Source organism: Nocardiopsis kunsanensis DSM 44524, from assembly GCF_000340965.1.
GTDB classification, from domain to species: domain Bacteria; phylum Actinomycetota; class Actinomycetes; order Streptosporangiales; family Streptosporangiaceae; genus Nocardiopsis; species Nocardiopsis kunsanensis.
Genome location: NZ_ANAY01000059.1, coordinates 1 through 11,561 on the forward strand (window position 1 = coordinate 1; position 11,561 = coordinate 11,561).

Annotated in this window: 10 protein-coding genes and 1 pseudogene; 6 read left to right on the top strand and 5 right to left on the bottom strand. The window is 68.1% G+C overall.

What is annotated here, in order from left to right; genetic code table 11:
* Nucleotides 1–452: 452 nt before the first annotated feature.
* Nucleotides 453–1,451, bottom strand: coding sequence for a DUF2207 domain-containing protein (locus tag D456_RS0123005; RefSeq protein ID WP_193373860.1), 999 nt, complete (start codon nucleotides 1,449–1,451; stop codon nucleotides 453–455).
* Between the two features lie 641 nt (nucleotides 1,452–2,092).
* On the bottom strand, nucleotides 2,093–3,133 hold the full coding sequence (locus tag D456_RS0123010) for an ion transporter (protein ID WP_338036335.1): 1,041 nt from the start codon (nucleotides 3,131–3,133) through the stop codon (nucleotides 2,093–2,095).
* A 254-nt stretch (nucleotides 3,134–3,387) separates the two neighbouring features.
* Between D456_RS0123010 and D456_RS28105 the strand changes: the two genes are divergently transcribed.
* From D456_RS28105 to D456_RS28145, 3 genes and pseudogenes are all read left to right on the top strand, one after another.
* Nucleotides 3,388–4,287, top strand: a complete 900-nt coding sequence (locus D456_RS28105; protein WP_083904682.1) for a transposase — start codon at nucleotides 3,388–3,390, stop codon at nucleotides 4,285–4,287.
* Between the two features lie 233 nt (nucleotides 4,288–4,520).
* A complete protein-coding gene (locus D456_RS28110; protein WP_017578534.1) occupies nucleotides 4,521–4,706 on the top strand; it encodes a hypothetical protein in 186 nt (61 codons plus the stop codon).
* 328 nt (nucleotides 4,707–5,034) lie between these two features.
* Nucleotides 5,035–6,041, top strand: a pseudogene (locus D456_RS28145) (IS30 family transposase).
* A 114-nt stretch (nucleotides 6,042–6,155) separates the two neighbouring features.
* On the opposite strand, the gene D456_RS0123025 reads toward D456_RS28145, so the two are convergent.
* The 3 genes from D456_RS0123025 to D456_RS0123035 form a co-directional block, all read right to left on the bottom strand.
* Entirely contained in the window at nucleotides 6,156–7,277 is a 1,122-nt protein-coding gene (locus tag D456_RS0123025; RefSeq protein WP_017578537.1) for a hypothetical protein, read from the bottom strand.
* Nucleotides 7,278–7,545: 268 nt separating this feature from the next.
* Complete coding sequence (locus D456_RS0123030; protein WP_017578538.1) at nucleotides 7,546–8,895, bottom strand: Gfo/Idh/MocA family protein; 1,350 nt, start codon at nucleotides 8,893–8,895, stop codon at nucleotides 7,546–7,548.
* Between the two features lie 221 nt (nucleotides 8,896–9,116).
* Nucleotides 9,117–9,359, bottom strand: coding sequence for a GntR family transcriptional regulator (locus tag D456_RS0123035; RefSeq protein ID WP_017578539.1), 243 nt, complete (start codon nucleotides 9,357–9,359; stop codon nucleotides 9,117–9,119).
* Between the two features lie 166 nt (nucleotides 9,360–9,525).
* Between D456_RS0123035 and D456_RS0123040 the strand changes: the two genes are divergently transcribed.
* The 3 genes from D456_RS0123040 (at nucleotide 9,526) to D456_RS0123050 (ending at nucleotide 11,487) form a co-directional block, all read left to right on the top strand.
* The gene (locus D456_RS0123040) at nucleotides 9,526–9,939 is read left to right on the top strand and encodes a hypothetical protein (RefSeq protein WP_017578540.1); all 414 of its coding nucleotides are present in this window, start codon (nucleotides 9,526–9,528) and stop codon (nucleotides 9,937–9,939) included.
* A complete protein-coding gene (locus D456_RS27225) occupies nucleotides 9,939–10,634 on the top strand; it encodes a hypothetical protein (RefSeq protein ID WP_017578541.1) in 696 nt (231 codons plus the stop codon). The genes D456_RS0123040 and D456_RS27225 overlap by 1 nt, the downstream gene beginning before the upstream one ends.
* Nucleotides 10,635–10,935: 301 nt before the next feature.
* A complete protein-coding gene (locus tag D456_RS0123050; protein ID WP_017578542.1) occupies nucleotides 10,936–11,487 on the top strand; it encodes a thymidine kinase in 552 nt (183 codons plus the stop codon).
* Nucleotides 11,488–11,561 lie beyond the last annotated feature (74 nt).

An 11,561-nucleotide genomic window follows, 5' to 3' on the forward strand; every position in this document is an offset into this window, starting at 1 on the left:
CCGGAGAGATCACCCGAGCTGTGCTCGTACTTCAAATCCGAGAAGCAGGATGAAAAGGGATCTGTGTCCGGGGCCTGTTCTTCGGGAAGGGGACCTTGCATACTGGGCGCTGTGTTTCCTGAACCTGCCGCTGTTATCTGCTTATTGCCTGGACCTGCACAAGTTGCAGATTTCCGGGTTACTCGCGGGTAGACATGCAGGTCAGGAAGAGTGCTCCCCGCGCACGCGGGGATGGCCCCCCCTCCCGTGCCCTACCGGCCACATCCCTGTCGTGCTCCCCGCGCACGCGGGGATGGCCCCGTGTTGCGCCACCGCAGGTAGGCGTGCTTTTCGGCGACGGTCTGAATCGTGCAGAACCCGAACGTCGGCTCCGCACTGCTCAGCTCCGGGTGAGCCCCCGTCGAAGCACCGTCCTGTTCAACGTCCCGCACAGCTCTTCCCGGGCTGCGGGATCAGCTGCCGCCACCGCCTCCACCGCCGTCGCCGGCGCTGAAACCGCCGCCACCTCCGCCGTCTCCACCGCCGTATCCACCGCCGTATCCACCGCCGGAACTGCTCCCGCTCCCGAACTCTGAGCTATCCCCGGCTGCGCCGCCTCTGCCCCAGCGGCCGCCCTGACCCTGACTGCCCCTGGCCAACATTATGAAGGCGAAAATGATCATTCCCGTGACGAACAGGAACCCCAAAACGGGGTACACGTCACTTTCGGAAGAAGTGTCCGATGCTTCCGACGTTTCAGTTCCCCTGGCCGGGTGATCGAGCCTCGGAATGCTGGGATCGCCCGACGCTCCAGAGGTAGCGTCCAGTGCCGAGCGGGAAAACTCCACCTCGATGCTCATTGCCTCCCGGGGGGCGACCTCGTCCTGGACCACGCTTGATTCCTGGGCCGCGTCGTCGCTCTGACCGGGATCACACTCCTCGGTCGACCCTGGGGGACCACTCACGCATGTGACCCTCTGAACCTGGCCAAGGCGGGAGGTGGAGACCGAGACGGACACGTCCCGAACCGGGATTTCCCACTCTTCGCCGACCACGTCCAGGGCCAACCGCGGGCGTACCGAGCCCACATCTTCCAGCAGATCGTTGTAGGTGTAGGAGATCTCGAAGGGCTGTTCACCCTCGAAGTCGTTACCGCTCTCCTCGCCCATGCGCACGGTGGTTGCGTCATCCCCCTCGTCGATCTCGTATCGAACGCCGTTTGCCTCCGTCACCTCAACGTCTTGCAGTCCGAAGTCACGCTCGGGTCCGCCATCGACAGTCCCCGAGTGCGGCAACCAGCGTTCCATCGGAGCACCGTCCTCGGCGCCGAAATCGTAGGTCAGTTGCTCGGTCACGCTGATGCTGTCTTCCTCTGCGCCATCCTCGATGAGGATCACGCTGACCTCGAAGGAAGTGATTTCGCGGTCGGTGGTGTCAGCGCCAGCCGCGGGTATGAGGCTGACCGCGGTCACGGACGTGGCGGCAATGACCGCTGCCGCCCGGTGGAGAGTGCGGGGGGTACTGGTTCTCAGGCTCATACTTGGTTGGATGCCTCAGATCTCCAACAAGTTGTTTACGGGGCCGGAGGTGGACACTGAGGACCTGTTGGCCGGACTCACGCTCCTCATTCACCGCCCGCGACCCGCACGTGCTCACAGCCCAACGCCGCGCGCGTGCACCGGGTGCGCAGCGAGAAAGGTCTGCGCTAGGGAGGCAGACCGCGATCCATCGCGGCGTGAACGCACCCGGGCGGACGCTTCCGGCCACGGCACTAGTTGCAGATTTCCAGGTTACTCGCAGGTAGATATGCAGGTCAGGAAGAGTGCTCCCCGCACTCGCGGGGGTTGTTCCAGGCTGTGCCGGGGGCGCGCCCCCGGAGGGCACCCCCGGCACAGTCGCCGCCCCTGTCCCTGCTCGGTCGGCCGGACAGCGGGCCGGCGGGTTCCGGCACCGAGGCGCCGCCGCCTGTCCGCGTGCGCGGCGCCGAGGCCGGGAGAGCGCCCGCTGAGTTCCCGGGCCCCGGGGCCGCGGTCCCGGTCCCGAAAGCGTCCGGAGCGCCCGTGGCGCCGGATGCCCCGGAACGGGGACGACGGTGATCGGACGCTCGTCCGCCTCAGCCGGTTCCGTGCTGGCGCCCGCCACTTCCGCTCGGGGCGGGTTCGGCCGCCTCGTCGGGTTCGTCCTCGTTCACTCCGGGGCTGTCCTGCTCAGCGCCGGTGTCCGGAGGAGGAGTCGGGCGGGCCTTCTGCTGTTCCTCCTCGTGGGGGTCCCTGGCCGCTTCCCCGGGTCCTTCGGTCCGGCTGTCCCCGTCGGAGTCCGCAGGGCTCTCCCCCGGTCCGCAGGAACCGTCCGGCCCGCGTCCATAGGCGTGTGTGCCACCGCTGGGGTCCCCGCTCCGGGTCTGCACGATTCTGGACAGGTGCTCGACCTGCTGAGTGAGTTCGGTGAGGCGGTCCATGACGGACTGGTGCTGTTCCTCCTCCAGTACCTGGTCCTCCTTCCACCGGTCGTCGTTGACCTCGCGTTCCATCGCGGCCACGATGACGCCGATGGCCAGGTTCAACACGATGTACGCGGTGAGCACCATGTACACGACGAAGAAGATCCACCCCATCGGATGGTGTTCCAGCACCGCGTCGGAGACGTCCGGCCAGTCCTCCGTGGTCATCACCATGAACAGCGTGTACAGGGTGGTGCCGAGGTCCCCGAAGAATTCCGGCACGGTCTCGCCGAACAGTTGCTGGGCGAGGATCGCGAACGTGTAGATGGTGACCAGCATCAGCCCGATGACGGTCCCCATTCCGGGCGCGGACTTGAACAGGGCGCTGACGATCTGCCGCATCTGGGGGACGGCGGTGATGATGCGGAGTATCCGCAGGACCCTCAGTACACGCAGCACCGCGAAGGGTCCGGTCGCGGGGATCACGGAGATGACCACGACGAACAGGTCGAACCAGTTCCATCCGCCCTTGAAGAAGGACCACCGCCACGCGTAGAGCTTGAGCACCATCTCCACGACGAAGATCGCGATGATGATCCGCTCGGCGATGATCAAATAAGGGAGCGCCTCATTCTGGTAGGTGGCTGCACCCAGAATCACTGCGTTGGCCAGAATTACGGCGAGCAGGATGTTACTGAACCATCGAGTGCTCACCACTCGGTCCACCTGGGCCGCGAGGCTCTCTGTTCCCGTCGGCAATTCCCACCCCTCATTCAGACACAGAGGGTCCAAATATATCGAAACACGTTTGAAGGCCCGTACGTCGGCCCTCGAACCTCCCACGGCCCCGCACCGTGGGGTACAGCGGGTTCCGAGCAGGTCGGGGCCTGGTCGAGGCACCTACCGACAGTACGCCCGAACGGCCCAGGAGGCCCCGAGCACACCACTCTCGGACGATTCAGGCCACCATGGGCCACAATCATTTTCCGGTTGCACAGGACTTCACCCGTGGTCCGTCCGAAACCTTCGCTGCCGTTTCGGTGAGGGACGCCACGGCTTTCGGAAGGGAGCCGGGGGACGTTCGGTGGAACGCACGTCTTCCCCACCACGGTGCGCGCCGGGCATCGCGCCCCGGAGGCCGCACACCATGGCGTCGGCACCGGGGCGTCCCGGCCCGAACGCAGGGACGCATCCGATCCATAACGCCTGGCAAGAGCGGGTTCCCCCATTATGTCACCCCGGTTTACGGTCCTCGAACCGGTGCGGAACCGAACCGGCCACGCCTCGGGGACAGAGCAGCACCGGAACACAGCAGGACCGGAGGTGGGCGTGGCACCGCAACGGTCGGTGTCCAACGCCAATCGCCCCCAGCCGCTACGCGGCCGGGAGGTCCCCCCGGCATCGCCGGCCGCATCGAGAACGCCCAGGTCGCGGTCTACCTCGCCTACACCACCCGGGCAGGGCACGCTCTCATCGATCGCCGCCTCTACCTGCCCCGGTCCTGGACCGAGGAGCCCGAGCGCCTGCAAACGGCCCGTGTTCCCGACAGCATCGGCTTCGCCACCAAGCCCGAACTCGCCCACCACATGATCACCAACGCCCGAACCAACGGCACACCCGCCACGTGGGTGGCCGCCGACGAGGTCCATGGCCATCCCCCCGCTGCGCCAAGCTCTGGAGCAACACCGGGTCGGCTACGTGGTGGCCGTGCCACGCACCGAACGCATCAGCCTGCCCCGCGGGCCGGCCACGGTCGCCGAACTGGCGGTGCTCACACACGCCTGTGCCTGGCAGCGGCGCTCGGTCGGCGACGGGGCCGAAGGCCGGCGCTTCTACGACTGGGCCCTGATCGACGCCGAGATGTGTGATGGCGGATACCGGTGGGTGCTCATGCGCCGCAACCGCACCACGGGCGAGCTGGCCTTCTACCGGTGCTACGCACCCGAGGCCGTGCCCCTGCAACGGTTGGTCACCGTTGCCGGGCGCCGGTGGACGGTCGAGGAGGGTTTCGGCCAGGGCAAGGGCCTGGCCGGGCTGGACGAACACCAGGTCAGGAGCTGGACGTCCTGGCACCGGTGGAGCCTGTTCGCGATGTGGGCTCATGCCTTCGATGGCGGCCATGGCCGCCATCGAAGGCCGCCAGATTCGGTCTACGGGGGCGTTGATCGCGCTGACCTGCAACGAGACCGCCCATCTACTCAACGCTCTGTTCCCCACAGAGCCCGGTATCGAGCACGTGTTGGGCTGGTCGCTGTTCAGTCGCTCTCACCAAGCCAACGCCCGGTAGCGCCACTACCGCAGACAAACCACCCGAGAACCATGACAAACCAGATCTACAACTGGAGTATCAGGGGGATTTCGGGGGATAGAGTTGAGGATTCAACGTAACGAACATTAGCCCCCATCCCTCCCCAGAAGGCAAGTTTCGAGGTGGACCACGGCGCTCCGGAGATCGTTGCAGGTTGAAATGGTATTTTGTGCCCGCACTGATTGGCTCGTGGCCACTTCCGGACAAGCGTCACAGGGTGGTTTCATAGCTTCGTAGCAACACCGCAGGTCATAGGGGTTGCTCATCAGAATCACGACATACGCTCGCCCTCGCTGAACGCGAGGAGATCGCGCTCGCGTATGCACGCGGGGAAGGTGTACGCGCCATCGCCCGCTTGATCGGCCGGGACGCCTCCGTCGTCAGCCGGGAGCTGGCCCGCAACACCAGCAAGCGCGGCTACCGGGCCACCACCGCCCACAAGCGCGCTGACAGGCGCCGCAAACGCCCCCAGGACCGGCATATGGACACCGAACCCGTGCTGCGCACCCGCGTGCTGCACGATTTGGGCCACGGGCGCACGCCCCGTCAGATCGCGGGCCGGTTGAAGCTGGAAGCCGGCGGCGAGAGTGTGGAACCCATGGAAGACTCCATCCCCGCCGACGGTGAACGCATCAGCCACGAAGCGTTCCACACCTGGATCTATGCCCTGCCCGAGGGCGAGCCGGTCCGCCTGGGCATGATGCTGCCCTCCAAGCGCGGGGCCCGCCGCCCCGGAGGAAGAACGGCCTGGCCGGCGGGCGGATCGTGGGGATGCGCTCCACCCGCGAGCACCCCGACCAGGCCGAAGGCCACCGGGTCCCCGGGCACTGGGAAGGCGATCTCCTGGTGGGCAAGGAGGGCAAGAGCGCGGTGATCACGCTGGTGGATCGCCAGAGCCGCTTCACGATGATCCTGGCTCTGCCCCAGGGCAAGAGCGCCGACCATGTGGCCGATGTGCTCATCGACCACGTCCAAGGTCTGCCGGCGTTGGTGCGCAAGTCGCTGACCTGGGACCAGGGCACCGAGATGGGTCGGCACGCGGCCGTGGCCACCGACCTGCCGGTCTTCTTCGTCGATCCCCACTCGCCCTGGCAGCGGCCCACCAACGAGAACACCAACCACATGATCCGCGAGTACCTGCCCAAGGGCACCGACATCGTCCAGCACCAGCCGTATCCGACCGCGATCGCCGAGGAGCTCAACACCCGACCCCGTGCGTGCTTGGGCTTCTACACGCCTCAAGAGGTCTTCCACCGGATGCTTCTCGGCGACGGGACCGGTGATGACAGCGAGAGTGTTGCTTCAACGAATTGACACCGCCAGGCCGTGGAGAATGAGCCTGTCCCGCCCGGCGAATCGGGCGGGACAGGCTCATTGGTTGGTTCCGTGTGGGTCAGGGTTGGCCCGTGAGCCCTGGCTGATGCGGGATCAGTACCAGGCGCCGGTTCCGTAGACACGGCCGTGGCCGGTGGACACGTCGGGGTCGCCCTTGTCGACGGACTTGACCGCCAGAACGGCGCCCGCCCCGTCGGGGAGGCTGTCCAGACCACCGAGTACGAGGTCGTGGTCGTCCGCGACGAGCTCCTGGCGGGTGACCCGGCCGTCGGCGTCCCGGTGTTCCATCGCGGGGTTCCAGGCGCCGTAGGACAGGTACAGTCCGCCCTCGCCGTCGTCGGCGACCGCGTCGTAGGTGCCCTCTTCCTCACCGACCTGGACGGTCCACTCGGTGCCGTCGTACTGGGCCAGCACCGGTCGGTAGTGGTTCTTCTCGTCGGCGTCCTTCCAGCTGATGTTGCCCGCCGCCCACACGTCGTCCGCGCTGCGCACCAGCACGTCGTTGAAGGAGGCCGCGGCTTCGCCGCTGGGGTTGTCGACCTGGGGGATCTCCTCGGGGACCCAGTCAGCACCGTCCCAGCGTTCCACGATCAGCTCTTCGCCCTGGCCGCCGACCGCGAAGACCTCCCCGGTCTCGGCGACGCCCAGCCCTTCGTCGGCGGTCGGGGCGGGTTGGGAAGTCCACTCCTGGCCGTCGAAGTAGACCGCTTCGGTCTCGCCGAGGGCGGAAGCGGCCAGCGCCCAGGCGTTGCCGTCCCCCACGGCGGCCAGGGCCGTGGGCTCCATCTCGGGGGCGAAGTCGATCGCGGAAGCCGTCCAGGACTCCCCGTCGTAGTGCGCGGCCGAAGTGCCCGCGTCGTAGGAGTACGCGAGCGCCCAGACCTGGCCGTCGGGGCCGGCTTCGGCTGCGACGGGAGGGGAGGTCAGGCCGTCCGGGGCGGTTTCCTCCTGCCACTGCTGCCCGTCCCAGCGCTCGATCCGCGGGGCCTCGGAGTCCTCGGGGTCGCTGCCGAACGCCCATACCTCGTCGGTCGCTGTCGCGGCGACCGCGGTGTAGGAGCCGCCCTGTTCGACGGTTCCGTGGATGTGTTCCCAGTTCTCTTGGGCTTGTGCGGGCGAGGCCAGCGCCACGGCGGTGGCCATCCCGGCCACTGCGGCGGCCCCGGCACGGGCGTGCGGTCGGGGTGTTCTGCGTTCGGTGGGCTCGTGCCCCATCCGGCATCCTCCTGTTGCTGTCCCGGTGTTGTGGTCACGGCGGTCCCGTGCCATGGCAGATGGGACGCGCGTGTATGGGCGGGCGTTGTCGGGCGGGCGCTCACCTGCCCCGCACCGCCGGTCGTGGTGCTGCTGTGGGGCGGGCGCTGCTGCCGGCGGGCGTCCCGCCGAGTTCCTGGGCGGGGAAGCCGCGCCCGGGGAAGGTGGTCCACCGCCCTGGGGTCCTTCTTCCTCCGGGGGTGGGGGCGGCCGGCCCCGGCGGGGGTTCTCAGGTGCGGAACTCCTCCCAGGTGAGCGTGCGGTGGGTCAGCCGGGAGTGTTCGGCCGCCAGCGCCATCCAGTGGCTGTCCAGCGAGGCTTCGAGAGTGGTGGCCACGTGGCCCTCGAAGTCGCCGGAGGCCACCGCGTCGACGAACCTCTCCGTCAGGGCGTCGTCTCCCCCGGCGTGGCCGCGGTGGTCGGCCGGGCCGGAGCTGCGCGGCAGCGCGTTCCATTCGTGGACGGGGTGCCCGAGCGGGCCGTTGGCGGACACCCGCATGTCCTCGCCCAGGTGGGAGAGGTCGTGCGGGCCGGGGGCGAAACTCTCCAGCCGCAGTTCGCCGCTCTCCATGCGTCCGGACAGTTCTCCGCGCGTACCGGTGATCTGGAAGGTGCGGGTGTTGGCCCCGGTGAAGGCCGAGGTGGTCAACGTGGCCGTCAGGCCGCCGGGGAAGGAGAAGAGGCTCTGCTGGTGGTCGACCACGTCGTTGTCCGAACGGTAGACGCACCGACCGTAGGGGCCGTTCTCCAGGGCCGCCGTCCGGCCCTGCGGGCTCACGTCCGGCCCCAACAGGGCCACCGGCCAGCCGTCGACGTCGGCGAGGGCGTCGGCGTAGTACCGCGGGGCGTGGAACGGGCAGGTGTCGGCCGCCGGGCAGCCCTTCGCGCAGTGCGTCGGTGCGCCTTCGGGTGCGTTGTCCGGATGGAAGTGCGTGAGGCTGCCCATGCTGGAGACCTGTGCCGGTGCACGGCCGGCCAGCCACCGGATGATGTCCAGGTCGTGGCAGGTCTTGGCCAGCACCATCGGGCTGGAGGTGTCGGCCCGGCGCCAGTTGCCCCGCACGTAGGAGTGCGCGAAGTGCCAGAACCCGATGTTCTCCTCGATGCGGATGGTGACCGGGTCGCCGATCGCGCCGGAGGAGACCACCCGTTGCACCGAACGCCAGAACGGCGTCTCGCGCAGCACGTGCGCGACGGCGATGCGCGGCTTCAGGCCCGAGAGCCGCTCCTGCAGGTCCAGGAGGGAGCCGTGGTCCGGGGCGACGGGTTTCTCCAGCAGGACGGCCAGCCCGCGCTCGGCCGCCGCGACGGCCGGTTCCACGTGGTCCTCGTCCGGTAGGGCCACCACGACCGCGTCCAGGTCGAGGCGGGCGCTGTCGGCCATGAGGCCGTGCCAGGAGGCGTACCGGTTCCGGGGCGGGACCTGTGCGCGGTCGGCGAAGGTGTCGCGGCGGTGTTCCAGGGGCTCGGCGACGGCCACCACGCGGCTGCGTTCGGGGTGTTCGGTGAACCAGCGGCCGTAGGTTTCCGCTCCCCTGCCTCCGGCGCCGAGGACAGCCACACGAATGGGGTCGGGCACGGTTCAGCTCTCCTTCTCGGGATGGGGGCGCTGTACTTGTACCTGCGTTCTCGGCGCCGGCCCCTGGAGACCCTGCGGCGGTCCGCCCTCGGCCGACGACCGCGGGAGGGGTGTTCTCCTGCCTTCCAGGGTGGTCGGGCACCTGGCGACCCCCTCTTCAACGGCCGCGCGGATCAGTCGGCCCCGGTCGGTGCACCCCTCCGGTAGAGCCGGGGCGGGACTCAAACGACGAAGGTCCCTTTTCCGCGAACCGTGTGCACAAGGCCGCGCTCCCGGAGTTCCTTTACGGCGCGTCCGGCGGTCATGCGAGCAACTTCGTACTTAGCCGCTATGTCGATCTCCCCGGGAATGCGGTCCTCGGACTTCAACTCTCCGGCCTTGATCCGGGCCTCTATGTGGTCTGCGATGACCACGTACACGAGCTTTGGCCCCTTGGGGTCGATGTGCGGCATTTCGGTGCTCATGGTTCCACAGTAGGCCGCTGTGGCCTGCATGGATACCTAGGGTGCCGCAGTAGGGCTGGCAGAACATCACTAGGGCACGGTAGGGTCCTAACTTCAGAACCAAATAAAGCGGCCCCGGACGCCGTCACGTCCAGGGCCGCTGGACAACGCTGGAAGGAGCGTTGCCGTGAACAGCCTACTTGCCCTGGTCTTCGCGATCATCCGCCTGCTCCGCCCCTCGGACGGCCTCCACGCGGACCCATGCGGGTACTTCCGTGCGGTGGCCTCCGAGGTCCGTCGGCGCCGGTCCACCCGGGTACGACGCTTCGCGCCGTCGGCGCCCGCGACCGCGCAGAGCAGCACCGAACCGGCCCCGCTGGTTCCGGCCCCGCGCAAGCCCGTCGATGGACGCCCTGCCCGTACGGCCCTGCCCGCCATGCCCCCCGTGGTCGGCCCCCGAGAGGTCGAGCCGCCTGCCGCGCTGGTGCGGCCGAGTTACCGGGCCTATGAGCGGAACATGGCCCATCCCGCGGTCGACCGCGACTGGCTGGGGATCGCCGTACCCCTCGACCTTTCCACCCTCACGGAAAGGGCCGCCTGATGAACTACGACTACGAAGCGTGCGGCTGGTGGACCTTCACCCTCCCCGGCTTCCGAGGGGAAGCGTTCTGCCCTGGCAGGCACGGACACGAAGGCGGACACGAATTCACCACGGGCGGGGGTACCACCCTTCCCTCACCGGCAACGCGTTCCGACCACATGCGCGCAGCCCACAACGAGGACGGCAGCGGTTTCCCCTGCGACTTCGAACCGGGCCACCAGAGCGCGTGCCGCAACCAGGACGGGCCCGTGTCCGTCGACGCGGACCTTGTGGGCACGTTCGCGGATACGCCCCAGGAAGCGGGCACGCTTACCCCCGCCGAGCAGGGACACTTGCCCACGACCGACGTCGACGCGCTGGTGGCCGTGCTGACCCGGGTGCTGTCGCGCCGCTGGGACGGCCGAGAGGCGGCGACCGCGCTCAACACCGCAGACGTCTGCTTCGGTCGTCTCGACCGCATACTCCGCGACGGTGGAGAGCTTCCCGCTCGCTGGTCGGCCACTGGCACGTTCGTGTCGGTAACCGGGATGGTGCTCGCCGACGTCGATTACGACAGTGTGAGCGAGGAACTGAGGACGACCGGGGACGCGGCGACATGCCGTCAGGCTCTCCGTGACGCCTGGTCGGGGTGGGAAGCCCTGACGGCTTCGTTGGAGGCCGGGGGTCCGCTGCCGGGCCCGTGGGACCGCCCGTAGCACTTCCTCGGATCCGGCCCTGTCTGCCGTTGGCCGGCAGGGCCGGCATTCGGCTTCCGGCGCCCCCGGCTCAGGATCGGTCGAGAAGCGCTCCCGGTTCTGCCCGGCCGTCGGGCCGGTGAGCGTTGAGACCGAAGGGGCCGCGCCGTTCCGGGCGGGATGACGAGGTCTCGCTGGTATGTTCGCTGCTGGCCCGACCACGGGTCGACAAGCGAGCACCGGACCGCACGTCGGCGACACGGTCCGCCAACAGCCCCCGCACCACCACAGCCCGGACCGAGGACCCAGAAAGACCCCACGCATGGCCGAGCTCAAATACTTCACCGGTTCGATGAACTCGGGTAAGAGCACCATGGCCCTCCAGGAACACCACTCCCGCGGGGGTGAGGGAGTGCTCTACACAAAACAGGACCGGGCCGGCTCGGGGGTCATCTCCTCACGGCTGGGGCTCAAGGCGACCGCCGAGGAGATCGGGGACCTGTTGGACCTGTACGACGACATCGCCGAACGCGGGGTGCCGTACGTGATCGTGGACGAGGCACAGTTCCTGTCGTACAAGCAGGTGGGGCAGCTGGCCGGGGTCGTCGACGGGATCAAGATCGACGTGTACTGCTACGGGATCCTCACGGACTTCCAGGGGCAGCTCTTCCCCGGGTCGAAGAGGCTGGTGGAGCTGGCGGACAAGATAGAGGTCCTGCCGGTCTACGCCCGCTGCTGGTGCGGGAACAGGGCCACGCACAACGCCCGAGTGGTGGACGGGGTCATGGTGTACAAGGGCGAGCAGGTGCACATCGGGGGGAACGAGTCGTACACGACTCTGTGCCGGCACCACTTCATGGCCGGTGTGGCCTGACATATTTTCACTTATTGAGCCTTTCCGGGTAAGCATCGCTCACGTACGGTGACAACACGGGTGGCAAGAGTCCG

Bases quoted from the DNA above. Each gene is read 5' to 3' on its own strand.
- D456_RS28105 (WP_083904682.1), top strand. From the start codon at position 3,388: ATGGGCCACAATCATTTTCCGGTTGCACAGGACTTCACCCGTGGTCCG.
- D456_RS28110 (WP_017578534.1), top strand. From the start codon at position 4,521: ATGCCTTCGATGGCGGCCATGGCCGCCATCGAAGGCCGCCAGATTCGG.
- D456_RS0123025 (WP_017578537.1), bottom strand. From the start codon at position 7,277: ATGGGGCACGAGCCCACCGAACGCAGAACACCCCGACCGCACGCCCGT.
- D456_RS0123035 (WP_017578539.1), bottom strand. From the start codon at position 9,359: ATGAGCACCGAAATGCCGCACATCGACCCCAAGGGGCCAAAGCTCGTG.
- D456_RS27225 (WP_017578541.1), top strand. From the start codon at position 9,939: ATGAACTACGACTACGAAGCGTGCGGCTGGTGGACCTTCACCCTCCCC.
- D456_RS0123050 (WP_017578542.1), top strand. From the start codon at position 10,936: ATGGCCGAGCTCAAATACTTCACCGGTTCGATGAACTCGGGTAAGAGC.